Source organism: Streptomyces sp. NPDC001410, assembly GCF_042895235.1.
GTDB lineage: Bacteria > Actinomycetota > Actinomycetes > Streptomycetales > Streptomycetaceae > Streptomyces.
Map to the genome: position 1 here is coordinate 117,353 of NZ_JBIAWE010000009.1, position 24,556 is coordinate 141,908.

Sequence of the window (24,556 nt, forward strand, 5' to 3'; positions counted from 1 at the left end):
GTGGATGTCCCAGATCCGCCAGAGCGCCTCCCGACCCACTCCGGCACGGCGCCGGGCTCCAGGGCGCCTTCCGTCCGCAGATCGCCGAGCCCGGCCTCGATGCCTTCCAGGGCGGCCTTCTCCCGCCGCTCCCGGAGCTTGTGCTGCAACCCACTTTCCAAGGCAACGTTCCTGTTCGCACTCCAGTGGGCCGGGGCGGGACGTGCCCGGACACGACAGCCACGTCTACGACGGCGGCAGGCACTCCTTCGTCGGTGGTCTGCCCTCCGGCCAGGCGATCCTGACGAAGCGGGAGTCGCCCTCGGGGGTCAGTTCCACGATCGGGACGGCCTTGTCGTACGGGTTGCCGTGCACGTCCAGGCAGATCCAGCCGCTCGCACCGCTCACCCGGAGCGATCCCTTGACCTGCGGCCACTGGAGGCCGACGTCCGCGAGGGCCGGGACCTTCCTGCCGTCGGGTACCGCCTCGCGGATGCCGTGGACCGCCAGCTGCAGGGCGTCGTAGCCGATGATCAGCTGGCCGTCGTCCAGGGCGACCGGACCGATCGGCCCGGACGGCCCCCGTTCGGCGGCGGCCAGCAGCCGCTGCAGCACCCCGAAGTCCGCCGCCGAGCCGCCGGTCTTCGCCGGGTCCCTGGGCCAGGCGTCCGGGTGGGCGAGGGAGGTGTAGCGGACGGAGAGGTGGTGGCGCAGGGCGTCGCGGTCCAGGTCGCTCTCGTGCGTCAGGTACGACGCCTCGTCACCGGTCAGGACCGTGAACCTGCGGTCCTGGCAGCCGCGTCCGCCGAGCGCGTTGATGAACTGCCGCAGCTGGGTGTGGCGTCCCGCGAACAGGATGGTGTCGGTCTCCCGGGAGGTGTCGCACACCAGGTGCGTGATCTGCCGGAAGGTGTTCGCCGTCGTCCCCTCCTTGCTGCGGTCGGCCGGCGGGGTGAACGGCTGCGGCTCGTACGGCGAGCCCTTGATCAGCGCCGCGAACGACTCCTGCAGCGTCCGGGTGTACGGGTCGCCCGGCTTGTCGTACACCAGCAGCGCCTTGCCCGCGCTCACCTTGGCGAAGGACGCCAGCGCGCGGGCCTCGTCGGTGTTGGTCGGCGACACCCGGGCAAGGCCGGGGTAGGGGTCCGTGCCGCCCTGCCCGTTGGCCAGGTCGTCGGCGGTGATCGAGGACCCGACCACCGGGATCCCGAGCCGGGTCAGCGCCTGGACGGCCTTCTTGTTGTTGTCGGTGCTCTGCCCGATCCCCGCCACGGCCCGCAGCCGGTCCGCGCCGGTCGTCATCCGCTTCAGCTGGTCCACCGTCTGCTGCCAGTGGTCCCCGGTCGCACCCGGGTTGGCCAGCACCAGCCGGATCGCGGGCGCCTGCCCGTTGGACTCGTGGTTGGCCTGGTACTGCGCCAGATAGGCGCCCTGCAGCTGGTGCTGGATGTCGTTCAGGTTGGTCGCGGAGGCGGAGCTGTACGGGAGCATCAGCGCCACCGTCACGTAACTGCCGGGCTTGAGGCGGTCGTTCTCCCGCGCGACCGCCCGTACGACGTCCTTCAGCCGCGCGTGCCCGAAGTCGTACGAGCCCGTCGCCACGCCCACGCACTCGTCGCTGTCCTGCGGCCGGGACACCCCGGGCGCACAGGACCGGTCCTCGTGCAGGAGCGCCCGGCCCGCGAACACCAGCCCCGTCACCAGGGCCGCCGTCACCAGCAGCGCCAGATAGCGACGCAGCGGGATCTCCCACACGCTCTCGCGCACCCACGTGCCCACGCCTCTGCGCGCCATCACGCCTCCCCGCTGCGGTCGTCCGGGCCGTCGTCCGTGTCGTCGGGGTCGTCGGGTTCGGTCATCGGGCGCCCGGCGAGCGCCGCCGCCGGCCAGTCCCGGGATGCCCGCCACAGCAGCGCGTTGGCCGCCGGCCGCAGGTTGGACAGCTGCTCCAGCTCGAAGCGGAGCCGGTCGCACACCTTCGGATCGGGCGGCACCAGCGGATCGCCCAGCTGCCACACCGCGTGCAGCAACCGCCGTATCCGCAGGTGCAGTACGGCGTCCGCGCCCTCGGGCGGCTCCTGCCCGGCGTCCGTGCGGCCGAGCGCGATCGCGGCCCGCCGGTCGCCGTGGCCCGTGAAGTCGCGGCCGTCGGCGTCGTGCGCGTGGAAGTAGGGCGCCGACGCCACGAAGCGCAGGGCGCGCAGCCAGCTCCGGATGTCCGCGGTGTGGAAGGTGTCGCGCAGATGGGCGACCGCCGACTCCGAGGTGCCCAGGGCGAGTTCGTGATGGAGCCGGTAGCGGGCCTGCTCGGGGTCCGGGTAGTGCGCGATCAGCGTCTCGTGCGCCGTACGCCACGACGCGTGGTCGGCGTCCCGCAGATGCAGCCTCAGCAGCAGCAGGGTGCGCACGAAGGGATCGCCGACGAACCGGCCGGGCTCGGCCGGCAGCCCCTCCTCGGCCAGCCGGGTCCGCAGCGCCCGTACGTCCGCCGGGCCGAAGGTGTCCGGCAGCAGGGCCGCGGCCAGCGCGCAGGCCGAGTCGTGGTCGTGGGCGGCGGCCAGCACGGTCAGCTCGTCCAGGTGCTCGGCGGGCACCAGCCGGTCCAGCAGCGCCTGGTAGGCGGGGGCGGTCTCCTGGTCCTCGTCCAGCCGTACGCCGGCGGTGAGCAACTCGCCCAGCGAGACAGCCTGGTTCTGCGCGGCGGACTCGGCGAGCAGGACGATGCCCAGTGGATTTCCGCCGGTCAACCGGTGGGTCGCGTGCGGGAGTTGGGGCGGGACCGGGATGTCGTCGCAGACGGCGCCGACGATGTGCAGGGTGTCGTCCGGGCTCAGCGGGGGAAGCGCGACGAGCAGCGCCCGCGAGGAGGGGGCCGCGTCCGGGGTCCAGCCGCTGCGCCGGGCCACCTCGGGCAGCTCCCGCCGGACCGCGCTGCGCAACTCCTCGCGGCCCTCGCCGCGCCGGGCCGCGACGAACGCCACCTGGTCCGCGATGCCCTCGGCGCGGTCGCGCAGCACGGCCTCCACGAGCCCGGGCCCCGGCGCGGTCTGCGCGTCGTCGATCAGCACCAGCGGCCGCCCGAGCCGCTGCATGCGCGGCAGCACCCCCGCGTACGCCTCCGTCAGGTCGGCCAGCAGCGCCCGCACCAGATACCGCTCGGCGTGCTCCCGGGAGGTGCCGCCCGCCCGGAAGTGCCCCGACAGCAGGATGAGCCCGCGCTGGGCGTGCCCGCCCGCGTTCGGGTACGTCCGGTACCAGACCGACGCCTTCTGGTGCCGCCGGCTGGTGAAGCCCTCGGCGACGGACTCCAGGGTCGCCTCGATCGCCCCGGACAGCAACGGCCCGGTGCCGGTGGCCGCGGCGACCACCTTGGCCGCCACCTTCCCGGCCCAGCGGCCGGCCAGACCGCTGATCCACGAGCCGCTCTCGTTCAGCAGCAGGATCCGCTCGACCTCCCGGCGGATCCGCTCCGAGTCGGCGTCGCCCCAGCCGCTCGCGGCCACCGCCACCAGGCCCGACATCAGCCGCGGAAAGGTGATCCGCCCGGCGCCCGTCACCGGCGCCGCCAGCTGCTCGGCGATCACCAGCAGGCCCTGCGCCACCGGCGACCACGACTCGGCGGGCCGCTCCGCGGGCGGCCTCGCGAACTGCTCCTCCGCGCAGTCGATCAACGCGACCGGCGTATGGCCCTTGTAGGCGTCCCGTAACTCGGCCAGCACCGCGCTCTTGCCCAGCCCGCGGGCGCCCGTGAGCACCACGAAGGGCAGCTCGCCCGGGTGCTCGAACGGATGGCCGCGGTGCTGGTGGGGGCGCAGGCCCACGAGCCGGGGCGCGAGACCGGCCGGATCGACATCGAACAGCGCTCCGCGCCCGTGCAACCGTCTGTGCACCGCATTCCCCCCTCAACAGAAGTGTAGAAAGGGGAAGTTGTCACTGACCAGAGTCAGTGATGTCCGTTGGGTTACGAAAATCGACCGGGTCGCGACGCCGTCGCCGTGACCAGATCCCGCAGCCGCTCGACGTACAGCCGCATGTTCTTGGCCGCCACGTCGGTGTCCGGGTAGCGGCTCGCCACCCACAGACCGTCGTGCAGCCGGCTGACCCACACGCACACCTGGTCGCCGTACGACACCCGCAGCAGCCCGTACGCCTTCTGCTCGGCCCACCGCGCGGCGCCCGGGATGCCGCGGGCGTCCAGGAACGAGACGATCGAGTACAGGTCGGGGGAGGTCGGCCGGAAGTCCGCGCCGAGCAGCTTCAGCACCCGGGCGAGCGGCATGCGCGCGAGCGACCGGTTGGCCTGCAGCTCGGCCCGCACGGCTTGCAGCGTGCTGGGCAGATCGGGAGTGCCGGCCAACGGCACCTCGATCGGGGCGCCGCCCACGAACCAGCCCACCGAGTCGCTCCAACGGGACCTCACCCGGGTGTGGAACGGCACCACCGTCCGGTACACGGACTGCCCGCCGAGTTCGTGCACGATCAGACCGGTGGCCGCCAGCAGTCCGACCAGGCTGCCGCCGTGGGGCCGGCAGTACGCCTCGAACGCGACGGCCGAGTCCGCGTCCGCGAGCGGCTCGCAGATCATCTTCTGCGGAGGCAGCGGACCGCCCGGTTCCAGGCCGAGGTCGACGGGGAAGCCCGGCAGCGTTCCGTCGCACCGCCGGACGAACTCCCGCCAGCGCGTGACGATCTCGTGGCCGCCGTCGACGCGGTCTGCGTCCGCCCGCTCCAGCTCGCAGAAGTCGACGTAACTCGCGGCCGGCGTCCGCACCACGGGTCCGCGCCCCCGCAGGCCCGCCGCGTACAGCTCGTGGATCTCGGCGGGGATGCCGTGCAGGGAGTAGGCGTCCACGTTGCTGTGGTCGAAGGCCATGTACACGCTGGTCGAGTCGTCCCGGACGACCGCCGTGTAGATGAGGTTCGGCCAGCGCAGGGCGTCCGCGACGGCGTCGAAGCGGCCCTGGAGATGCCGGGCCAGGGCGCCCGCGTCGCCGAAGTCCCCGACCGTCTCGCGCCACAGGGACACGTCACCGGCGTCCAGCGTGAACCGGCGCAGCCGGTCGTCCGCCCAGCGAAATCCGCTGCGCAGCGTCTCGTGCCGCAGCGTCCAGGCCCGCAGGGACTCCTGCAGCACGTCGAGGTCGACCCGGCCCGGCAGGTCGAAGGCCGTACCGAGCCAGGTCGGCACGAACAGCCCGCCGTCCCGGACGGACCTGGCGGTTCTGATGTGCGACTCCTGGATGTAGGCCGGCGGCCGGGAGTCCTCCGGCAGCCCCTTCGCCGTGGCGACGGTGTCCGGACTCAGCGTCCACTCGACGAGCCGTCCCGGCCGGACCTCGCAGCGCTGGATGTCAGTGATTCGCACGCGTCTCCGATCGCAGAAGGGGGCCCTGTGATGTGGGCCCCCTTCAAGGGAATGCCGTCGGACGGGGCCGGGACATGCCCGACCGGGGCATTTCAGTGGAACGGGTGGCGGGGCGAACGTGGAAGTGAATAACCGACAGTGATCAGGTACCAGGTCAACGACCCGCTCCTCTTCGGGGTGGGCTTGCAGCTACAGTCGCCACTGGCGGTGACGATTGCGCCGCATGAGGGCGGTTGACGGCGCCCCAGATGACTTTGGCGAGACTCGCGATGTTGCGGGCCGCGTTGTGATCGGCGTGCGCAACGATGCCGCACGACCAGCAGATGAAGAGTTCCTGGGAGGGTCTGTTCGCCTTGTCGATGTGGCCGCACCACGAGCAACGCTGGCTTGTGTACGCAGGGTCGACGTGGATGACCGGAATGCCGGCGCGCTTCGCCTTGTAGGCGATAAAGCGGCCGAGCTGAGCAAAAGACCAGGAGTGGTATGTGGCCCGTTGAGGCTTCCTCAGCCGTGCCCGTTCGCGGATGCCGGTAAGTTTCTCCAGCGCGATCCCGCGCCCGGTGCGTTGAGCCTCGGCCACGATGCTCTTCGCGATCTTGTGATTGACCTGGGCGGCATGCCGAGCCTCTCGTCCGGCACGCTGCTTCAGCTTGCGTTTGGCTGACTTCGTTCCGGTGGCTTGCAGCTCCGCACGAGTACGCAGAGCGCTGGCCCGATACCTGTTCAGTTCCTCCCCGGCGAACGGTGTGCCCTCGTCGCTCGTCGTGGCGATGTTCGCGATTCCGAGATCAACCCCCAGCCAGCCTGCGGGATGCCCGTTTGGTGCGGCCTCCGGCGTCTCGCATGTGGCGAGTAGGTACCACTTGCCGTTGCGGTGTACGAGATCGCTTTCGCCTCGCCGATTTTCCCGTAGTTGCCTGCCCTCAGGTTTGCCTTGAGTGCGGCGTATGCTCCTGCGACTTTACGGATCGCGTGGATCGCAGGCTGGGCTGACAGGCCGTAATCGCATTTCACCTGTGCGTAGGCGAGGCGCTGGAGTTCCGTCTTTTCCGTCACGCAGTGGCGGTGGGCCAGCCGAGAGATCCAGTTGGCCGGGATTCGATTGTGCGTTGTTACTCAATTCGAGTGAACGGGAAGCGCCGATAGCTGTTGGGTGCGCGCTGGCGGTCCGTCGGGCTGGTACGGGAGAGTGGAGGCATGTGCAAGGAACAGGCCCGCGCTTGGCTCGCCACCGCCTTCGCCGAGGCTCGCGCCGGGCTTGCCGAGGGCGGCATCCCGATCGGCGCTGCCCTTTACGGCCCCGACGGGACCCTCCTGGGTCGCGGCCACAACCGCCGAGTCCAGGACGACGACCCCTCCATGCACGCGGAAACGGCCGCATTTCGTGCGGCGGGACGACAACGTACCTACCGCGGCTCGACCATGGTGACCACCCTTTCGCCGTGCTGGTACTGCAGCGGTCTGGTGCGGCAGTTCGGCATCTCACGGGTCGTGATCGGCGAGGCCAGCACGTTTCACGGCGGGCACGACTGGCTCGCCGAGCAAGGTGTGGAGATCGTGATCCTGGAGGACCCCGCTTGCATCGCGCTGATGCGCGACTTCATCAAGGACAACCCGGCTCTATGGAACGAGGACATCGGTGAGTGAATCACCCATCCCGACCATCGGCCTTCGTCCCTGGACCGACGGCGATGCCGAGGCCCGCACGATCCTCGCCCGGACCGTCGACCAGGCCCTGCAGGGCGCCGGTTTCCTACTGGTCACAGGGCACGGAGTGGATCCCGGGCTGCGTGGTGCCATCCGGGAGGCCGCGCGGAGGTTCTTCGTGCTGCCTGCCGAGGCCAAACGGGCCTACGAGGCGAAGGTCGGCGGGCGCGGGTGGCTGGGGCCAGGGGCCGAGGCCAATGGGTATGCGGAGGGCACCGAGACTCCGCCCGACCTGAAGGAGTCGCTGACCTTCGCCACGCACGAGCCGTTCGAGGACCCGGCCGTCAATGCCGAGTGGTATGCGCCGAACGTGTGGCCCGCTGAGGTCCCGGAGCTTCAGCCGCTGTGCGAGGAGTACCTCCGGGCGATGGCCTGGCTGGAGAAAGAGCTACTGGCCCTGCTCGGGTACGCGCTCGGCCTGTCGCCAGACTTCTTCAGCCGACACATGGACCATCCCACGTACGGCTTTAACATCAACTGGTATCCGGGCACGGAGGTTGTCGGAGCGCCTGCGCCCGGGCAGTTCCGTATTGGGCCGCACACCGACTTTGGCACGGTCACCATCCTCGACCGGCAGGCGGGGAAGGGTGGGTTGCAGGTCTACACCGATGCGGGCGGGTGGGAAGACGCTCCCTACAATCCTCAGGCGTTCACCATCAACATCGGGGATCTGATGGCCCGTTGGACCGGTGACCGGTGGCGGTCGGGTCGGCATCGGGTGCTGCCGCCGCCTGCCGACGAGCCCGCCGAGGAGCTGATGTCCCTCGTCTACTTCGGCGAGTGCACCCCCGGGACGCTGGTGGAGTCCGTGTCGGCGCCGGTGGGACGGGTGGCGTACCCGCCCATCGACTCACATGTCTACCTACGGGAGAAACTCGACTCGATCACAGTCGGTTGAGCGTCGGCCTGCCTGGGGGCCCGGGGGTATTCGAGGCGGCGTCCCAGCGCCTCTGTACCCTGGCCCGATCACACCGCGCGGGAGGGAACGCCCATGGTTGCTGCCCCGGTTCTGGAGGAGCTGCGGGAGGTCTGTCAGCCGTACGCCAAGCTGGCGAGCCGCAACGGGGAGCACTGGGCGGGACGGCTGTACATGCGCAGGGTTTCGCTGCGGTTCACCCGGCAGCTGGTGCGTACCCCGGTCACCCCGGACCAGCTGACCTGGACCATGGTGGTGTGCGGGGTCGCCTCCGGCGCGGCTCTGCTGATCCCCGGCCTCACCGGTGCCGTACTGGCCGTCGTCCTCATGCAGCTGTTCCTCCTGTTCGACTGCGTGGACGGCGAGGTCGCCCGCTGGAAGGGGCAGAACAGCGCGACCGGCATCTACGTGGACCGGCTCGGGGCGTACCTCGCGGATGCGGCGCTGATGGTGGGGATCGGGTTCCGGGCGGCGGAGAACGGCCTCGGCGGCTGGCTCTCGCTCGGCATCGCCACCGCGCTCGGGGTGGTGCTGCTGAAGGCCTCGACCGACCTGGTGGACGTGGCCCGGGCCCGGCGCGGGCTCGGGGTGGCCGATGACGAGTCGACCCGGCCGCGGTCGCAGGGCGTGGCCACGGTGCGGCGGCTGGCGGCGGCCTTCAAGATCCACCGGGTGACCAACGGCATCGAGGCGTCCCTGGTCCTGCTGGCGGCGGCACTCGGGGATCTGGCCACGGGCGGTGTCGAGGTGACGCGTTGGGCCCTCATCGCGCTTGCCGCGATCACCTGGCTGATGGTCCCGGCCCACCTGCTGTCGATCCTGGCGTCGTCGCGGCTGCGCTAACGCGTTGCCCGGGATGATCGCGTCGGAGTAGCGTGACACCGACCGCAATGATCGATTCGGCACGTCGGCCGCCGTCACCCTCGGGTGGACGCAGCGCACTCGCCGCTCAATGATCGTATGCCCGCAGGTGAGGCAGCCGTTGTCGCCGGACACGACATTCGACCTGTGAACGGGGAACGGAACTCATGAAGAAGCGTTTGGTGGGCAAGTTCGTCGCGGCGGCATTCCTCGCCCCGGCGTTGGCCTTTGCGGGTACGGGGGAGGCGTTCGCGGCCAGCCACGCCGTCACCTGGAAGAACAAGAAGAACGGCGAGTACCTGGCCTACTTCAACGGCAGGGTGCGTACGACCTCTGCCACCGGGGCGAGCATGAAGTGGGACGAGAACAAGCAGTCCGACGGCTCCTACACCATGAAGCACCACCTCACCGGGAAGTGCCTCGACAGCAACCGCAACGGCGCCGTCTACGTGGGCGCGTGCAACGGCGGCAACTACCAGAAGTGGTACGAGAGCAAGGACTCCTCGGGCTGGCGGCTGAAGAACAAGGCCACCGGGCGCACCCTCGGGCTGTCGTCCAGGGGGACCGTCGTCACCTCTTCCGACACGGGCTCCTCGCGCCAGCGTTGGAGCTGATTCGAGGGTAGTTCGGTCGAGCAGGTCGAGCCGGTTCGCATCCGTTCGAGGCGGGTGCGGACCGGCCCGGCTTTCATGTGCGCCTGGACGGCGCTCAATTCGGCTCCGCGCCGACCGAAGTGGTGGTGGAGGCTGCCCGGGCTGGCCCCGCTCGCCTTGGTGACGGCACCGACCGTCAGGGTGCACCGTCCTCACACCAGGAGTCGCCGGTCTGGTCGCTGAAGTAGGTTGCTGAAAGCCAAGTGACCTACAAGGGGGGCGACTTGAACGGGGAACAGAACGGGGTCGAGCCGCTGGAGGACGACGATCCTCGGCGGATCGGACCGATCCCGCTGCTCGGCCGGCTCGGGGCCGGCGGCATGGGGCGGGTCTACCTGGGCGTGCACGAGGGCCGGTACGCGGCCGTCAAACAGGTGCTGCCCTCGGTGGTGGGCGAGGACCAGGACTTCGTACGGCGCTTCGGGCACGAGCTGGACAACCTCTCCCGGCTGCCCGCAGGGGCCACGGCGCCGCTGCTCGCGGGTGACCGGGCCGCCCGGCCGCCGTGGTTCGCCACCGCGTACGTGCCGGGGCTGACCCTGCGCGAGGCCGTGGAGGTGCACGGCGGGCCGCTGCCGTCCGGGGCGCTGTGGCTGCTGCTGCGGGAGGCCGCGGCGGGGCTGGCGGCGGTGCACGAGCTGGACATGGTGCACCGGGACGTCAAGCCGTCGAACGTCATGCTCACCCTGGAGGGTGTCACCCTCATCGACTTCGGTGTGGCCCGGGCCGCCGACCAGAGCCAGCTGACCCGAACCGGCATGGTGGTGGGCACTCCCGCCTACATGTCCCCCGAACAGGCATCGGGGGCACGGCGGTTGACCGGCGCGGTGGACATCTTCGCGCTGGGTTCGGTGATCGCGTTCGCGGGCAGCGGCCGACCGCCCTTCGGCGACGAGTCCGGGCACGGCGTGCTGTACCGGATCGTGCACGAGCAGCCCGACCTGGAGGAACTGCGTGAGACCGACGCGGGGTTGGCCGCCGTCGTCGCGTCCTGCCTGGACAAGGATCCCGAGGGCCGGCCCACCGCCGCCGAACTCGTCGAACTGACCGCCGGGCGGGGCCGGTCCGAGCCCCCGCTGTGGCCCGCGTCCATCACCGAACGGCTGACCGCCCGGACGGCGTTCGCGGCACAGGTGCCGGAGGTGACGGCGGCGCAACCAGAACCCGAGCCGGAACCGGAGGCCGAGTCGGAGCCCGAGGTGGTCGTACGGCCCGGCGAGAAGCAGCGGCCGGCCGAGCGGCCCCGCGATCGGCGCCGTACGCGCCTCCTGTTGGCCGTCGTACCGGTTGTGGTCGTCGTCGGTACAGGGACGCTGGCCTTACAACTCCTGCCGTACGGCGCCGACTCCGGGCGGAAGGGCACTGCGGGCGCCCCCGAGGCCTCCGTCTCCGCGTCGGCCGATCCGGCGCCCGGCCAGTCCTCCGCGAGCCCGTCGGGCAGCGGGAAGCCGGGCCGGAAGGGGTCGGCTTCTCCCGCGGGCAAGCAGAAGCCGGGCAAGGGAGATTCGGGCGGCGGCACGGAAGGCTCGGGTGCCTCGGGCGGCTCCGGTGGCTCGGGCTCGGCGGGCGGTGCAAGCGGAACCACCGGAGGTACCTCGGGATCCGGCTCGGGCGGCTCCTCGTCCGGCGGCTCCAGCAGCTCCGGCGGTTCTTCGGGCGGCTCCTCGTCCGGCGGCTCCTCCTCCGGAGGGACCTCCACGACCAGCCCTGGCACGGGCTCCTTCCGGCTCAAGAACGGCGAGAACGGCAAGTGCCTGATCCAGGTCTACGGCTCCACGGGCCTCGGTGACTGCTCGGACTCGTCCGCCAAGTGGACCTTCCGCAGTGCCTCCGGCGGCAGCGTCAAGGTCATCAACGTGTCGAGCGGCGCGTGCCTGAGCGCGAACGGCAACGGCCAGGCCGTCTTCGTCGGCGACTGCTCCCAGAGCAGCAGCGTCCGCCTGTGGAAGACGGGCTCCGGCAACTCCCTGCGCACCGTCTACGACGGTGGCTGCCTCGACCTCGCCTTCGGCGGCGGGGTGGCCGAGGCGACCTGCCAGTCGGGGGCCGCCTCCCAGAGCTGGGCGAGGACGTGAGGCGGGGCGCCTAGGCGTTCACGCGGAGCAGCAGCTTCCCCGTGCTCGTCCGGCTGCCCATCAACCGGTGCGCCTCCGCCGCCTCCTCCAGCGCGAACTCGGCCGTGACCGGCAGGGACACCGTGCCGTCGACCGCCTTGGCGAAGGCCTGCTCGGACAGGCGGCGCAGCTCGGCCGGGGCCGTCCTCGCGAGGGTCAGGATGGAGAAGCCGGAGACCGAGATGCCGAGTGGGTACAGCTCGGGCTGGCCCACGGTCCACGGCTCGGCGGAGCCTGCGTTGCCGAAGGAGACCAGGCGGCCGAAGGGGGCGAGGGAGGCGAGGCCCGCGCGCAGGGTGTCGCCGCCGACGGGGTCCAGGACCAGGTCGACGCCCCGGCCGCCGGTGGCGTGCCGCACCGGGTCCTGGAAGGCGCCGGCGAACACCTCGTCGTAGCCGTGCTCCTTGGCGTAGGCCGCCTTCGCCGCCGAGGACACCACGCCGTACACCGTCCCGGCGCCCGCCGCCCGGGCCAGCTGACCGGCCACAGTGCCGACTCCGCCCGCCGCTCCCTGGACGAGGACGCTCTCGCCGGGCTGGAGCCGGCCGACCGTGTGGATCAGGGCGTAGGCCGTCGGCAGGACCGTCGGGAGGGTGGCCGCCGTGCGCAGGTCCACGCCCGCGGGGAGCGGGAAGACGGTGGTCGTGTCGGCCACGGCCACCTCGGCGTACGCCCCGCCCTCGGTCAGCGCCGCCACCTCCTGGCCGACGGCCAGGCCGGTGACGCCCGCGCCGAGTGCGCGGATCCGGCCGGAGACCTCGAGGCCGGGGACGTACGGCAGCCGCGGCACCCGGTAGCCCTCCGCGCGGGCCTTCAGGTCGGCGAAGTTCACGCCCGTGTAGGCCACGTCGATGCTCACTTGGCCGGGGCCGGGCTCGGGCGCCTCGGCCGTCACCGCCTTCAGGACCTCGGGACCGCCGTACTGCTGGAACTCGACCGCGCGCATGCCGTACCTCCGACTCGGGGAGAGTGTTCAATGAAAAGCGAACACTCGCGAGTGTATGGTTTTCATCGAACACTGGGCAACGGGAACGCGGGAGTGGGGAGGCCGGCATGGCAGTCAGTGGTCATCGCGCCGCCCCCGAGCACGTCCACCCCGATGAGGTGCCGGTCGAGGCCGCCCTGGCCGCCCTGGCCGACCCTGTCCGCCTCACCCTGGTCAGGCAGCTGGCCGCATCAGCCGACTGGTCCCGCAGCTGCGGCAGTTTCGACGTGCCCGTCGGCAAGGCGGCCCTCAGCCACCACTTCACGGTGTTGCGCGGGGCGGGGCTGGTCGAGCAGCGTGACGAAGGGCCCAAGCGTGTCAACCGGCTCAGGAGGGCCGAGTTCGACGCCCGCTTCCCGGGGCTGCTCGACCTGGTGCTCAGGGGCGACTGAAGCGGCGGAGGTACGGAGGGCGTACGGCGGACGTACGCGGCGATGCGAGTCCCCGGTGGCTCAGGTCGGTTCCTGGGCGGGTCGTCCTGCGGGGCGCATGACGATCTTGGGGTGCCGGCGCTGCTCCCAGTAGTGGCTCAGCCCTGGGACCGGCACCCGGGGATACAGGTGGCCGTAGCGGGCGTAGTTGTTCCGGACCGTGGTGAGGCCGTTCTGGGTGGGCACGGCGTACGTCTGCTCGCCGCGTTGGACGACTGTGGCCTGCTGGCGTATCTGGAGGGCTCGGAGGTCGTCGGCGGAGGCGTAACGGGTCGTGCTGGACAGGGCGATGCCGTCGAGTCCGGCATTGGCGAGGGCGACCATGAGGCGCCACTGGCGGACATTCACGGCCTCGGACAGGAACCTGCTCAGGGCCTTGGCGGCGGTCGGCGCGGCGTCCTCGATCCGCGTCTCCAGCCAGGTGCGGCGCCTGCGGGCCTTGGCGGCGGCGGCAGCCGTCTGCGCGAAGGCCTCGTCGACCTTCATGCGGGCGTGTTCCCGCAACAGCTCGCGGTAGGCGTCGAGTTCGGCGTTGACGAGGCGGCAGGCCACGCGGGCCGGTCGCTGCAGGAGCGACGCGATGTGCTGGAGCAGCACGTCTTCGGTGTCGATGACGGCGGGTGTGTGCTCCTGGTGGGCACGCCGGAAGACGACACGCAACTGCTCGGCCAGTTCGGTCTGGCGCGCCTCGGCCGCCGGGTGGCGCAGCAGGGCACGGTCGATGACCGCGGGGGAGACGCCGAAGACGCGGGCCAGGTTCATCCGCACGGTTCCGTCGTCCCGCACGGGCAGCAGGGCCTGCCGCTCGATGTTCGTGTAACTGCCGCGGCTGATGCCGGCCAGCGCGGCCGCCTCGGCGATGGTCAGGCCGCTCTGGCAGCGAAGGCCGTGGATGTCGGCCAGCGCGCGCTTGGTGCGCAGTTCGCGTGCCGGAATGTTGAACAGGTCGCTGAGCTGGGCGATGCGCTTGGGGTCCGGCTTGGAGACGTTGTTCTCGTAGGCCAGGATGCGGCTCTTGGAGGTGCCCAGGAGTCTGGCCACGGCCTCGGCGCTGAGCAGCCTGCCGTCGACCGGGCGGGTCAGGCGGGCCATGCGCAGGGCGTCGCCGTCGAAGTTCGCCGTTCCACGAGCCACTGTCGCCGACCCCTCTCGTCGGTCCGTTAGTACTTCAACTAGCCCTGCTAATCACGGTCGGTACCGTTCAGGACCAGCTTCGTGCAGAGCGATTCATCCTGGCGAGTGCTCGGGGAACTTTTTGCAGCTCAGTCGCTATATCATGGTACCGTTTAGAACTGCTTTGGGTTTCCGGGCGGCGGCACAGCCACCAGGATTAGCGCGCAAGCGGGGGTGGATTTCTCGGGGGTCCCTACAGTGGGAGTGTCCCTGGAGCGTGCTGCTCCCCTGACGACTTACCGAAAAGTGACCGTGGGCCCGTGTCCGGCGGGAACCTGAGCACGGGCCCACGTACCGGCTATTCGGTAACTGACGGCGGATGAGGTCCCAACCTCATCCGCCGTTGTCGTACAGGTCGAGCATCAGCCGGACGAGCCAGTACAGGCACTCGCCGACCACGCGTACCCGACGTGCGCGCGACGCGTCACCGAGGTCCGGCTCTGGGCAGCTGCGCGGGGGACCGGCGCTCTCCCGGCCCGCCGTCACCGGTACCGGAGGGTCCGGGTCCCGCGGATCAGGGGGGACTGCGTCGTCCCGGTCGCTTGGCTGGTCAGAGCTAGCCACGGACCTGCTCCTCTCTGTTGGGTAACCGGGCCTGTCGAACCCGTACGGCGCCCACAGGCACCGGTGCAGAGAAGAGCTAGGGAGGAGACTACCGGGTGTCGGGGCCGGAACCCGTATCACTCGTGTGGGTCAATCGGGCGCCACTGAGGGCCATGTGAGACCGCGTGGCCGGCGCGCCGCGAGTGTTCGAATAGACGAGTCGACATTCTTGTGTACCTGTCAGTTCACACCTTGTATATGAAGGGGTCGTTCGAGTGAATGCCTTCATTGTGAAGGCGGTTATTACTCTCGGGTAGTTAGAAAAAAGTTGTGCAACTTCCTTTGATAACCCGCCTGTTGCCCGTCGCTTTTCGGCCCTGATGTACCATCACTCGCTCAATCGGCAGGGCCGATGGGTCCATCGGGAGGACGCCCCACTGGCTCGTGGACCGGCGATGACGCTCGTCCGTAACTTCGACGGCATGACCCAAGAACACAAGGGCACGGCCCAGCTGACCACCGCGATGATGCTGTCCGGCACCCTCGGCGTCTTCGTCGTCGAATCGGGCGCCTCGCCCTTCAATGTCGTCTTCTTCCGCGTCCTGTTCGGCGCCCTCGCCCTCGGCGGCTACGTCGTCGCACGCGGCTGGCTGCGCGACCACGGCTTCACCCCGCGCACCCTCGGACTCGCCGTCCTGGGCGGGGTGTTCATCGTCTTCAACTGGGTGCTGCTGTTCCAGTCGTACGAGAACACGTCCATCTCCGTGGCCACCGTGGTCTACCACACGCAGCCCTTCTACGTGGTCCTCCTCGGCGCCCTCCTCTTCCGGGAACGGCTCACCGCCGCCCGCGTCGGCTGGGTCGCCGTCGCCTTCGCGGGCCTGATCCTGGTCTCCGGCGTGACCCCCGCCGACTTCACCGGCGGCGGCGCCTACCTCACCGGCATCGGCCAGGCGTTGCTCGCCGCCCTCCTCTACGGCCTGTCCACCCTGGTCACCAAGCGGATCACCGGCGTGCGCCCGCATCTGATCGCCCTCGTCCAGGTCCTGGTCGGCATCCCGCTGCTGCTCCCGTTCGCCGACTTCGGCGCGATGCGCGGGACGGGCTGGGACTGGGGCTGGCTGATCGGGCTCGGCTTCATCCACACCGGCGTGATGTACGTCCTCATGTACGCCGCCTACGCCCAGCTGCCCACCGCGAAGATCGCCGTACTCGCCTTCGTCTACCCGGCCGTGGCGATGGTGATGGACTGGGCGGTGTACGGCCACCACATCGGCCTCGTCCAGGCGCTGGGCGTCCCGCTGATCGTGACGGCGAGCCTGAAGGTCACCCTTGCTCGGCCACGAGCCGCCGCGCCTGCTCCACGAACAGCCGCGCATGAGCCGGAAGCCGCTTCCCGGACCGCCACGCCAGCTGCGTGCGAAGCGTGAACGGAGGCTCCCAGCCGAGCCGTACCAGCGAGCCCTCCGCGAGTTCGGCGGCGACCGTCACCTCGGGCAGCAGCGCCGTCCCGAGGCCGGCCGCCGCCGCGCGTTTGGTGGCCTCGATCGTGCCGAACTCCATGAACTCCACCGGCTTCAGCGCCGTCAGCTCCCGCTCGAACAGGTCCCGGTAGGCGCAGCCGGGCTCGGTGGCGAGCAGAGGCTGCCCGGTCAGGTCGGCAGTCGTGACCGGCCGTCCGGCCAGCGGGTGTCCGGGCGCCGCGACCAGCGCCAGCGGTTCCACCGCCAGCACCGCGCTCTCCAGACCCGGATGCGCGGTCTCCTCCTCCATCAGGAATCCGACGTCGTACGTCCCCTGCCGCAGCGCCTGCCGGGTCTCGTCGCCGATGGTGGTGCGCAGGGCGAGCCGCACCTTCGGGTGGCGGTGGTGGAAGTACTCCAGGAGCGGGGGCAGCCGGTAGGAGGTCAGGGACTCCATGGTGCCGACGGTGAGGGTGCCGGACGGCTCCTCGGCTCCGGTGACGGCCGCCCGGGCCTCCTCGGAAAGCTCGATGATCTGCCGGGCGTAGGGCAGCAGCCGCTCGCCCGCCTCGGTGAGCCGGATGCGGCTGCCGAGCCGGTCGAACAGCTCCACGCCCAGGTCGGACTCCAGGGTGCGGATCTGGCTCGTCACGCTGGACTGCGCGTACGACAGTTCGGCCGCCGCACGGGTGAAGCTCAGGACCGTGGCGACCTTCTCGAAGGTGACGAGCAGCCGGAGTTCCATGGGTCAGTCGCTCTTCGGGTCGTCCTTGTCGAGGGACTTGAGGAACTCGGGATTGTCGTCGGGGGCGACCCAGGTGGCGGCGGTGTTGCGATGCCACTCGCTCGGAGTGGAGCCCGTCTCGGGGGCGCGCCGCACCTTGCCCGTGACCAGCCAGGCGACCGGGCCCACCAGGACCTCGCCGAAGAGCAGGACGATGATCACCCACACCACCTTCGGCAGGTGGCGCACCTCGTCCTCGGGGGTGTTCAGGCAGTCCACGAAGGCGTAGATCCACAACGCCAGGACCAGCAGGAACGGCAGATACCTGAGCATCGGTGTGCGCTCTTTCCGAGATGTGAGTGGGCCCCGGTGACGGGCCCAGGTTAGCGGGTGACAGATACTGGGACACATGGCTTACGACGATCTTCGCTCCCTGCTCAGGGCGCTGGAGCGCGAGGGAGACCTCAAGCGCATCAAGGCCGAGGTCGACCCGTATCTGGAGGTCGGGGAGATCGTCGACCGGGTGCAGAAGTCCGGAGGACCGGCGCTGCTCTTCGAGAACGTGAAGGGCTCGGCGATGCCCCTCGCGATGAACGTCTTCGGGACCGACCGGCGGCTGCTGAAGGCGCTGGGCCTGAAGTCGTACGGCGAGATCTCCGAGAAGATCGGCGGGCTGCTGCGGCCCGAGCTGCCGCACGGGTTCGTGGGCGTGCGCGAGGCGTTCGGGAAGCTGGGCGCGATGGCGCACGTGCCGCCGAAGAAGGTGAAGGAAGCGCCCGCACAGGAAGTCGTCCTCACCGGCGACGACGTGGACCTCGACCGGCTCCCGGCCCTGTTCACCTGGCCGAAGGACGGCGGCTCCTTCTTCAACCTGGGGCTCACCCACACCAAGGACCCGGAGACCGGGATCCGCAACCTCGGGCTCTACCGCCTCCAGCGCCACGACAAGCGCACCATCGGCATGCACTGGCAGATCCACAAGGACAGCCGGAACCACTACCAGGTGGCGGCCCGGCGCGGTGAACGCCTCCCGGTGGCGATCGCCTTCGGCTGCCCCCCGGCCGTCACCTACGCCTCCACCGCGCCCCTTCCCGGCGACATCGACGAGTACCTCTTCGCGGGGTTCATCGCCGGCAAGCGCATCGAGATGGTCGACTGCAAGACGGTCCCGCTCCAGGTCCCCGCGAACGCCGAGGTCGTCCTGGAGGGCTGGCTGGAGCCCGGCGAGATGCTCCCGGAGGGCCCCTTCGGCGACCACACCGGCTTCTACACCCCGCAGGAGCCGTTCCCGGCGCTGAAGATCGACTGCGTGACGATGCGGAAGCGCCCGCTGCTCCAGTCCATCGTGGTGGGCAGGCCCCCCACGGAGGACGGCCCGCTCGGCCGCGCCACGGAACGCTTCTTCCTGCCCCTGCTGAAGATCATCGTCCCGGACATCGTGGACTACCACCTGCCCGAGGCCGGCGGCTTCCACAACTGCGCGATCGTCTCGATCGACAAGAAGTACCCGAAGCACGCGCAGAAGGTCATGCACGCGATCTGGGGGGCCCACATGATGTCCCTCACCAAGCTGATCGTGGTCGTCGACTCCGACTGCGACGTGCACGACCTGCACGAGGTCGCCTGGCGGGCCCTCGGCAACACGGACTACGCCCGCGACCTGACCGTCGCGGAAGGCCCCGTCGACCACCTCGACCACGCCTCCTACCAGCAGTTCTGGGGCGGCAAGGCGGGCATCGACGCGACGAAGAAGTGGCCCGAGGAGGGCTACACGCGCGACGGCGGATGGCCGGACATGGTGGAGTCCGACCCGGATACGGCGGCCCTGGTGGACCGCCGCTGGAAGGAGTACGGCCTGTGAGCAGCGCCTCCGCGGCACTCCCGCAGCCGGGACGCACCAAGGCGTTCCTGCGCCTGGTGATGATCGAGCACTCGGTCTTCGCGCTCCCCTTCGCCTACATCGCCACCCTGACCGCGATGTACCAGTGGGACGAGAACATCCACTGGGGACGGCTCCTCCTCGTCACCGTCTGCATGGTCGGCCTGCGCACCTTCGCCATGGCCGTCAACCGGATCATCGACCGCGAGATCGACGCCCGGAACCCCCGGACGGCCCACCGCGAACTCGTGACCGGCGCGATGTCGGTGAAGCACGCCTGGACCGGCGCCCTGATCGCCCTGGTGGTCTTCCTGGGCGCGGCCGCCCTGCTGAACCCGCTCTGCCTGGCCCTGGCCCCCATCGCGGTGATCCCGATGGTGGTCTATCCGTACGGGAAACGCTTCACGAACTTCCCGCAGGCCATCCTCGGCCTCGCCCAGGCGATGGGCCCGGTCGGCGGCTGGCTCGCGATCACCGGCGAGTGGTCCTGGGACGCGGTGATCCTGGGCCTCGCCGTCGGCATCTGGATCGGCGGCTTCGACCTGATCTACGCCTGCCAGGACGTCGAGACCGACCGCGAGATCGGCGTCATGTCGGTCCCGGCCCGCTTCGGCATCCCGGCGGCGGTCTGGGGCGCACGGGCGTGCCACGCCGTCACCACGGCCCTGTTCGTCTGGTACGCCCTGGCCACCCACGCCGGTGCCTTCTTCTGGCTGGGCCTGGTGATCGTCGCGGCCGCCTTCGGCTACGAGCACCGCATCGTCCGCCCGCATGACCTGTCCCGCTTGAACAGGGCGTTCTTCAGCGTCAACGGGTTCATCGGGATTGCCCTGTTCGTGTGCGCCTTGCTGGATCTCCTGGTTCGAGGTCTGACCGTCTGAATACGTTGCGGCCTACCATCGAGTGCAGAGAGAGGGAGGCCGACGTGACCGTCTCGGACAGCGACCGCCTGCACTCGCAGCTCGCCCGGTACGAGGACATGTTCCGCGGGTACCGGATGGAGATTGTCGAGGGCAACATCGTGATGAGTCCGCTCAGGCCGTTCCACAACGAAACCATCATGAGGTTGTGGACGCAGCTCGAACCTCAGCTGAGCCCGGAGTGGGGCTTCATCAGCGACGTGGCGATCCCGTTCAGCGACGACTTCGAGTTCTGCCCCGATCTCGCGGTCATCCCCGAAGCCGAGAAGAACCGCAATCTCACCTCCTACCCGGCCGACCTGGTGGAGCTGGCGATCGAGGTGGTCTCTCCGAGCAGCGTCCGCAACGACTACGAGGTCAAGAACAAGCAGTACGCGGCCCGTGGAATCCCGAACTACCTGATCTTCGACCCCCGCACGGGGCACCTTGCCACGCTGTGGAATCCCGGCCCGGACGGATACCTCGGGCGGGACACGCTTCCGTACGGGGGCAAGCTGACCGTCGAGACGAAGCTCGGAAGCCTCACGGTTGACACCTCCCGTCTCCCCGTCGACCCCAAGGCCCCCCACCCGGCCTGAGCGCGCCCCGACCCGCCGGTACGCTCAAGGTGTGAACGCAGGAGAAACGCAGCGCGCGCCTTGGATCGTGGGGGTGTCCGGAGCTTCCGGGACGCCGTATGCGGCTGCCGTGCTGCGGGCTCTGCTGGACGCCGGGGAGGCGGTCGACCTGGTGGTCAGCCGGGCCTCGCGGCTGACGCTGCTGGACGAGACGGGTATCTCGTTCCGGGACGCGCACTGGCAGGAGGACCTGCGGGAATGGCTGGCCCGGGGCGCCGACGGCAAGCCCGGGACCTTCGATGTGGACGTCAGCGCGGTGCGGCACTGGAGCGCGGGGGATCTCGCGGCCGGGCCGTCCTCGGGGTCGTACCCCGCGAAGGGGATGCTCATCGTGCCCGCCTCGACCGCCTGTGTCGCCGGTGTCGCCCTCGGGCTGTCCAAGGACCTGCTGCAGCGCACGGCCAGCGTCACACTGAAGGAGCGCCGGCCGCTGGTCGTGGCCGTACGGGAGACCCCCTTGAACGGCCAGACCCTGCGGCACCTGGTCGCACTCGACGACGCGGGGGCGAGCGTGGTGCCGGCCTCGCCCGCCTTCTACGCGGGCGCGACCCACATCCAGGATCTGGTGGACTTCGTCGCCGGGCGGGTGCTGGACGCGGCGGGCGTCGGGCACGGTCTGTACCGGCGCTGGAAGGGCGAACTGGGCGGCGGCCCAGCGGTCCGGTAGTCGAGCAAGTCGCAGTACCTCTCATCACTTCAGAACGTTCAGAACATTTCCAGGGGAAGGCTTCGATCGCATGGACGCGGTGGACAGGCAGCTCATCCAGGCCCTGAGGGAGAACGGCCGGGCCTCCTACGCGGAGCTGGGACGCCTCGTCGGCCTGTCGGGACCCAGCGTCACCGACCGCATCAACCGGCTGGAGGCGGCCGGTGTCATCACCGGTTACCGCGCCACCGTGAACGCGGCCTCCCTCGGCCTCGGCGTGACCGCCCTGATCGGCATCTCGCTGTCCGACGCCGCCGACCACGAGGACGTGGCCCAGCGGCTGAAGGAACTCCCCGAGATCGAGGACTGCTGGTTCATCGCCGGCGACGACTCCTACATGCTCAAGGTGCGGGCGACCGACGTGGACGGGCTGGAAAGGATCATCCGGCGGCTCAGCGGGACCAAGGGCGTGTCCCGCACCCGTACCACGATCGTGCTGTCCACGAAGTGGGAGAACCGGGTCGGGGAACTTCCCGAAGAGGTGTAGGCGCGTTCAGCGCCGTATGGGGGTACCGCCCGCCCGAAGGGTGGGGGAGTACGGTTGGTCGGGCTGTCGAGGAAAGGTGTTGGCATGGACGTCGGGCTCAAGCGCGAGCTGGAGGAGAAGGTCCGCTCCGGTGAGCGGCTGACCCGCGAGGACGGCATCGCGCTGTACGAGTCGGACGACCTGGCCTGGCTCGGCGGCCTGGCCCACGAGGTGCGGACGCGCAAGAACGGCGACGTCGTGCACTTCAACGTCAACCGGCACCTCAACATGACCAACGTGTGCACGGCCTCCTGCGCCTACTGCTCGTTCCAGCGCAAGCCGGGCGAGAAGGACGCGTACACGATGCGCATCGAGGAGGCCGTCAAGCTCGCCAAGGCGATGGAGTCGGAGAACCTCACCGAGCTGCACATCGTCAACGGCCTGCACCCGAACCTGCCGTGGCGCTACTACCCGCGCTCGCTGCGGGAGCTGAAGGCCGCCCTGCCGAACGTCTCGCTGAAGGCGTTCACGGCGACCGAGATCCACCACTTCGAGACCATTTCCGGGCTGTCCGCCTCCGAGATCCTCGACGAGCTGATCGACGCCGGTCTGGAGTCCCTCACCGGCGGCGGCGCGGAGATCTTCGACTGGGAGGTCCGCCAGCACATCGTGGATCACAGGACCCACTGGGAGGACTGGTCCCGCATCCACCGCCTGGCGCACGAGAAGGGTCTGAAGACCCCGTGCACCATGCTGTACGGTCACATCGAGGAGCCCCGCCACCGGGTCGACCACGTCCTGCGCCTGCGTGAGCTGCAGGACGAGACGAACGGCTTCCAGGTCTTCATCCCGCTGCGCTACCAGCACGACTTCGTGGACATGAAGGACGGCAAGGTACGCAACCGGCTGCAGGCGCGCACCCAGATGGCGACCGGTGCCGAGGCCCTGAAGACCTTCGCGGTCTCCCGTCTCCTCTTCGACAACGTGCCGCACGTCAAGGTCTTCTGGGTCATGCACGGCGTCCAGACCGCCCAGCTCGCCCTCCAGCACGGCGCCGACGACATGGACGGCTCGGTGGTCGAGTACAAGATCACGCACGACGCGGACAACTACGGCACCCCGAACAAGCTGACCCGCGAGGACCTGCTGGACCTGATCCGCGACGCCGGCTTCCGTCCGGTGGAGCGCAACACGCGGTACGAGATCATCCGCGAGTACGACGGCCCGGACCCGCTGCGCCGCGAGTCGCCGCAGCCCATGCGGGTGTGAGCCGGTGACGCTGTCGTTCGAGCTGGACCCGCCGGTCTCTCGCGCCCTCAGGGACGAGGTGCTCACGCTGTGGGCGGACGTGTCGAACGCGGGCGGCTCGGTCGGCTTCGTCCCTCCGGTGACCGTGGACGAGATACGCCCCGAGCTGGTCAGGCACCTCGTCGCGATGGCCGAGGGCCGCACCCGGCTGCTGGTGGGCCGGGACGGGACGGGCGCGGTCGTGGCGACCGCGTTCCTCACGTACAACACGCACCGGCTGATGCGGCACTGGGTGTGGCTGTACACGGTGATGGTCCACCCCCGGCACCAGGGCAAGGGCTACGGCCGCGACCTCCTGGAGGCCGCCGCCGACGCCGCCCGTGGCCTCGACGGCATCGAGGCCATCCGGCTCACCTGCCGGGGCGGCCTCGGCCTGGAGCGGTTCTACGGCTCCTGCGGCTACAAGGAGGTCGGCCGGATACCCGGCGCGATCCGGGTCGCGCCCGACGACGACCGGGACGACATCTTCATGCTGCTGCCGCTGCCCTGACCCCGCTGCAAGATCGGGTCCGCACCGTGCTTCACTGGACGGTGCCCCTATTTGGAATCGGAAGAGTGGATTGAGATGCTCCGCTACACGCTGATGCGCCTCGGCATCTTCGCCGGCTGCTTCGTGGTCGTCTGGGGAGCCGTCTACTCCGGGATCTTCCCGCGCGGCTTCGGCGACTCCAACTTCCTGTGGGTCATGCTGCTCGCGCTGGTGCTCTCGGCGCCGATCAGCTTCGTGGTGCTGCGCAAGGAGCGGGACCGGGCCTCCGTGCAGATCGTGAACCGGGTCGACCGGATGAAGGCCAACCTGGACGCCAACCGCAACCAGGAGGACGTGTCGGACGACTCCGCACGGACGCAGGGCGGGGCAGCCGCGCCCAACTAGGCTTGTCCTATGGGTGCCGTGAAGACCAAACGGATGCCGAGGGCGGTTCGGGAGCAGCAGATGCTCGATGCCGCCGTGCGGATCTTCGGCCAACGTGGCTACATGGCCGCCTCGATGGACGAGATAGCCGAGCTCGCCGGCGTGTCCAAGCCGCTGGTCTACCTGTACCTGAACTCGAAGGAAGACCTCTTCACCGCCTGCATCCGCCGCGAGGCCGGTGCCCTCACCCAGGCCGTCCGCGCCGGGGTCCGTGCGGGGCTGCCCGCCGACCGCCAGCTGTGGGACGGGCTCCAGGCGTTCTTCGCGCACACCGCCGAGCACCCCGACGGCTGGTCCGTGCTGCACCTCCAGGCCCGCACCCACGGCGAGAGCTTCGCCGCCGAGGTCAGCGCGATGCGCGAGGAGATCGTCGCGTTCGTGACCCAGCTGATCGCGGAGGCGGCCCGTGCGGCCCACCAGGACCCCGACCTCCCCGAGCGCGAGGTCGCGGGTCTGGCCGAGGCTCTGGTCGGCGCCGCCGAATCCCTCGCGGCCTGGGCGAACGCCACGGACGGCGTCACCGCCAGGCAGGCCGCGTCCACCTTGATGAACTTCGCTTGGGCGGGCTTGGGCAACCTGATGCGGGGGCGTCCCTGGGTTCCGCCGCAGGGCTAGGTGCCGTTGGGGTGCATCGTCGATTCCGGGTGCGGGTAGTGCGTGGCTGATCGCTCCCCCAAGTTCTCGGCTTCGCTCGAACAGGGGGCACCCCCACCGCGGCGGAGCCGCACATCGGTACAGCCCCGCGCCCCTCAGGTAGGCAAGCTGCAGCTTGCTCGAAGGAGCGCGGGGAACTGCGCGAACAACCCCCATGCACCCGCACCCGGCAACGGCGA

General features: G+C 70.1%; 24 protein-coding genes and 1 pseudogene. 16 read left to right on the top strand and 9 right to left on the bottom strand.

Going from position 1 to position 24,556, the window contains the following annotated elements; all coding sequences use genetic code 11:
* Positions 1-225 precede the first annotated feature (225 nt).
* The 4 genes from ACFY3C_RS21005 to ACFY3C_RS21020 all read right to left on the bottom strand — a co-directional run bounded on the left by ACFY3C_RS21005 (position 226) and on the right by ACFY3C_RS21020 (position 6,293).
* Positions 226-1,773: a hypothetical protein gene (locus ACFY3C_RS21005; RefSeq protein WP_390771835.1), complete on the bottom strand. Its 1,548-nt coding sequence runs from the start codon at positions 1,771-1,773 to the stop codon at positions 226-228.
* The gene (locus tag ACFY3C_RS21010; RefSeq protein WP_390771836.1) at positions 1,773-3,869 is read right to left on the bottom strand and encodes a hypothetical protein; all 2,097 of its coding nucleotides are present in this window, start codon (positions 3,867-3,869) and stop codon (positions 1,773-1,775) included. Before ACFY3C_RS21010 ends, ACFY3C_RS21005 begins: the two co-directional genes overlap by 1 nt.
* A 71-nt stretch (positions 3,870-3,940) precedes the next feature.
* Positions 3,941-5,344: a condensation domain-containing protein gene (locus tag ACFY3C_RS21015; protein ID WP_390771837.1), complete on the bottom strand. Its 1,404-nt coding sequence runs from the start codon at positions 5,342-5,344 to the stop codon at positions 3,941-3,943.
* Between the two features lie 154 nt (positions 5,345-5,498).
* On the bottom strand, positions 5,499-6,293 hold the full coding sequence (locus ACFY3C_RS21020) for an RNA-guided endonuclease InsQ/TnpB family protein (RefSeq protein WP_390771992.1): 795 nt from the start codon (positions 6,291-6,293) through the stop codon (positions 5,499-5,501).
* A gap of 248 nt (positions 6,294-6,541) precedes the next feature.
* Here ACFY3C_RS21020 and ACFY3C_RS21025 point away from each other — a divergent pair, with 248 nt between their 5' ends.
* The 5 genes from ACFY3C_RS21025 (at position 6,542) to ACFY3C_RS21045 (ending at position 11,556) form a co-directional block, all read left to right on the top strand.
* On the top strand, positions 6,542-6,991 hold the full coding sequence (locus tag ACFY3C_RS21025; RefSeq protein ID WP_390771838.1) for a nucleoside deaminase: 450 nt from the start codon (positions 6,542-6,544) through the stop codon (positions 6,989-6,991).
* Complete coding sequence (locus ACFY3C_RS21030) at positions 6,984-7,949, top strand: isopenicillin N synthase family dioxygenase (RefSeq protein ID WP_386577066.1); 966 nt, start codon at positions 6,984-6,986, stop codon at positions 7,947-7,949. The genes ACFY3C_RS21025 and ACFY3C_RS21030 overlap by 8 nt, the downstream gene beginning before the upstream one ends.
* Positions 7,950-8,042: 93 nt before the next feature.
* Positions 8,043-8,810: a CDP-alcohol phosphatidyltransferase family protein gene (locus ACFY3C_RS21035; protein WP_386577067.1), complete on the top strand. Its 768-nt coding sequence runs from the start codon at positions 8,043-8,045 to the stop codon at positions 8,808-8,810.
* Between the two features lie 185 nt (positions 8,811-8,995).
* Positions 8,996-9,442 (top strand): RICIN domain-containing protein, encoded by a 447-nt coding sequence (locus ACFY3C_RS21040; RefSeq protein ID WP_386577068.1) that lies wholly within the window; start codon positions 8,996-8,998, stop codon positions 9,440-9,442.
* Positions 9,443-9,705: 263 nt separating this feature from the next.
* Positions 9,706-11,556: a protein kinase gene (locus ACFY3C_RS21045; RefSeq protein ID WP_390771839.1), complete on the top strand. Its 1,851-nt coding sequence runs from the start codon at positions 9,706-9,708 to the stop codon at positions 11,554-11,556.
* Between the two features lie 10 nt (positions 11,557-11,566).
* Here ACFY3C_RS21045 and ACFY3C_RS21050 read toward each other — a convergent pair whose 3' ends face one another.
* On the bottom strand, positions 11,567-12,541 hold the full coding sequence (locus ACFY3C_RS21050; protein ID WP_390771840.1) for a zinc-binding alcohol dehydrogenase family protein: 975 nt from the start codon (positions 12,539-12,541) through the stop codon (positions 11,567-11,569).
* A gap of 107 nt (positions 12,542-12,648) precedes the next feature.
* On the opposite strand from ACFY3C_RS21050, the gene ACFY3C_RS21055 reads away from it, so the two are divergent.
* Positions 12,649-12,972: an ArsR/SmtB family transcription factor gene (locus ACFY3C_RS21055; protein WP_390771841.1), complete on the top strand. Its 324-nt coding sequence runs from the start codon at positions 12,649-12,651 to the stop codon at positions 12,970-12,972.
* 60 nt (positions 12,973-13,032) lie between these two features.
* Here ACFY3C_RS21055 and ACFY3C_RS21060 read toward each other — a convergent pair whose 3' ends face one another.
* Entirely contained in the window at positions 13,033-14,145 is a 1,113-nt protein-coding gene (locus tag ACFY3C_RS21060) for a helix-turn-helix domain-containing protein (RefSeq protein WP_386577072.1), read from the bottom strand.
* A 372-nt stretch (positions 14,146-14,517) separates the two neighbouring features.
* Positions 14,518-14,748: a hypothetical protein gene (locus tag ACFY3C_RS21065; protein WP_386577073.1), complete on the bottom strand. Its 231-nt coding sequence runs from the start codon at positions 14,746-14,748 to the stop codon at positions 14,518-14,520.
* Positions 14,749-15,209: 461 nt separating this feature from the next.
* Between ACFY3C_RS21065 and ACFY3C_RS21070 the strand changes: the two genes are divergently transcribed.
* Positions 15,210-16,157 (top strand): DMT family transporter, encoded by a 948-nt coding sequence (locus tag ACFY3C_RS21070; RefSeq protein ID WP_390771842.1) that lies wholly within the window; start codon positions 15,210-15,212, stop codon positions 16,155-16,157.
* Here the strand turns inward: ACFY3C_RS21070 and ACFY3C_RS21075 are convergent.
* Both ACFY3C_RS21075 and ACFY3C_RS21080 read right to left on the bottom strand, forming a co-directional pair.
* Positions 16,054-16,935: a LysR family transcriptional regulator gene (locus tag ACFY3C_RS21075; protein ID WP_390771843.1), complete on the bottom strand. Its 882-nt coding sequence runs from the start codon at positions 16,933-16,935 to the stop codon at positions 16,054-16,056. The genes ACFY3C_RS21070 and ACFY3C_RS21075 overlap by 104 nt on opposite strands.
* Before the next feature lie 6 nt (positions 16,936-16,941).
* Positions 16,942-17,247: pseudogene (locus ACFY3C_RS21080) on the bottom strand (PLD nuclease N-terminal domain-containing protein); the annotation flags it as partial.
* Positions 17,248-17,323: 76 nt separating this feature from the next.
* Between ACFY3C_RS21080 and ACFY3C_RS21085 the strand changes: the two are divergent.
* From ACFY3C_RS21085 to ACFY3C_RS21125, 9 genes are all read left to right on the top strand, one after another.
* Positions 17,324-18,775, top strand: coding sequence for a menaquinone biosynthesis decarboxylase (locus ACFY3C_RS21085; RefSeq protein WP_389187312.1), 1,452 nt, complete (start codon positions 17,324-17,326; stop codon positions 18,773-18,775).
* On the top strand, positions 18,772-19,674 hold the full coding sequence (gene mqnP / locus ACFY3C_RS21090) for a menaquinone biosynthesis prenyltransferase MqnP (RefSeq protein ID WP_390771844.1): 903 nt from the start codon (positions 18,772-18,774) through the stop codon (positions 19,672-19,674). Before ACFY3C_RS21085 ends, mqnP begins: the two co-directional genes overlap by 4 nt.
* Before the next feature lie 44 nt (positions 19,675-19,718).
* Positions 19,719-20,291: a Uma2 family endonuclease gene (locus ACFY3C_RS21095; protein WP_390771845.1), complete on the top strand. Its 573-nt coding sequence runs from the start codon at positions 19,719-19,721 to the stop codon at positions 20,289-20,291.
* A 31-nt stretch (positions 20,292-20,322) separates the two neighbouring features.
* Positions 20,323-20,997 carry a UbiX family flavin prenyltransferase gene (locus ACFY3C_RS21100; RefSeq protein ID WP_390771846.1) on the top strand — a complete coding sequence of 225 codons (675 nt, stop codon included), beginning with the start codon at positions 20,323-20,325 and terminating at the stop codon, positions 20,995-20,997.
* A 70-nt stretch (positions 20,998-21,067) separates the two neighbouring features.
* Complete coding sequence (locus ACFY3C_RS21105; protein WP_097253023.1) at positions 21,068-21,523, top strand: Lrp/AsnC family transcriptional regulator; 456 nt, start codon at positions 21,068-21,070, stop codon at positions 21,521-21,523.
* A gap of 84 nt (positions 21,524-21,607) precedes the next feature.
* Positions 21,608-22,771: an aminofutalosine synthase MqnE gene (mqnE, locus tag ACFY3C_RS21110; protein ID WP_390771847.1), complete on the top strand. Its 1,164-nt coding sequence runs from the start codon at positions 21,608-21,610 to the stop codon at positions 22,769-22,771.
* Positions 22,772-22,775: 4 nt separating this feature from the next.
* Positions 22,776-23,300, top strand: a complete 525-nt coding sequence (locus ACFY3C_RS21115) for a GNAT family N-acetyltransferase (RefSeq protein WP_386577082.1) — start codon at positions 22,776-22,778, stop codon at positions 23,298-23,300.
* Positions 23,301-23,375: 75 nt separating this feature from the next.
* Positions 23,376-23,684, top strand: a complete 309-nt coding sequence (locus ACFY3C_RS21120; protein WP_386577083.1) for a DUF4229 domain-containing protein — start codon at positions 23,376-23,378, stop codon at positions 23,682-23,684.
* Between the two features lie 9 nt (positions 23,685-23,693).
* On the top strand, positions 23,694-24,338 hold the full coding sequence (locus tag ACFY3C_RS21125) for a TetR/AcrR family transcriptional regulator (protein ID WP_386577086.1): 645 nt from the start codon (positions 23,694-23,696) through the stop codon (positions 24,336-24,338).
* The last annotated feature ends 218 nt before the right edge of the window (positions 24,339-24,556 follow it).

Bases quoted from the DNA above. Each gene is read 5' to 3' on its own strand.
- ACFY3C_RS21025 (WP_390771838.1), top strand. From the start codon at position 6,542: ATGTGCAAGGAACAGGCCCGCGCTTGGCTCGCCACCGCCTTCGCCGAG.
- ACFY3C_RS21005 (WP_390771835.1), bottom strand. From the start codon at position 1,773: ATGGCGCGCAGAGGCGTGGGCACGTGGGTGCGCGAGAGCGTGTGGGAG.
- ACFY3C_RS21085 (WP_389187312.1), top strand. From the start codon at position 17,324: ATGGCTTACGACGATCTTCGCTCCCTGCTCAGGGCGCTGGAGCGCGAG.
- ACFY3C_RS21120 (WP_386577083.1), top strand. From the start codon at position 23,376: ATGCTCCGCTACACGCTGATGCGCCTCGGCATCTTCGCCGGCTGCTTC.
- ACFY3C_RS21070 (WP_390771842.1), top strand. From the start codon at position 15,210: ATGACCCAAGAACACAAGGGCACGGCCCAGCTGACCACCGCGATGATG.
- ACFY3C_RS21105 (WP_097253023.1), top strand. From the start codon at position 21,068: ATGGACGCGGTGGACAGGCAGCTCATCCAGGCCCTGAGGGAGAACGGC.
- ACFY3C_RS21040 (WP_386577068.1), top strand. From the start codon at position 8,996: ATGAAGAAGCGTTTGGTGGGCAAGTTCGTCGCGGCGGCATTCCTCGCC.
- ACFY3C_RS21035 (WP_386577067.1), top strand. From the start codon at position 8,043: ATGGTTGCTGCCCCGGTTCTGGAGGAGCTGCGGGAGGTCTGTCAGCCG.
- mqnE (WP_390771847.1), top strand. From the start codon at position 21,608: ATGGACGTCGGGCTCAAGCGCGAGCTGGAGGAGAAGGTCCGCTCCGGT.
- ACFY3C_RS21125 (WP_386577086.1), top strand. From the start codon at position 23,694: ATGGGTGCCGTGAAGACCAAACGGATGCCGAGGGCGGTTCGGGAGCAG.
- ACFY3C_RS21075 (WP_390771843.1), bottom strand. From the start codon at position 16,935: ATGGAACTCCGGCTGCTCGTCACCTTCGAGAAGGTCGCCACGGTCCTG.
- ACFY3C_RS21050 (WP_390771840.1), bottom strand. From the start codon at position 12,541: ATGCGCGCGGTCGAGTTCCAGCAGTACGGCGGTCCCGAGGTCCTGAAG.
- ACFY3C_RS21055 (WP_390771841.1), top strand. From the start codon at position 12,649: ATGGCAGTCAGTGGTCATCGCGCCGCCCCCGAGCACGTCCACCCCGAT.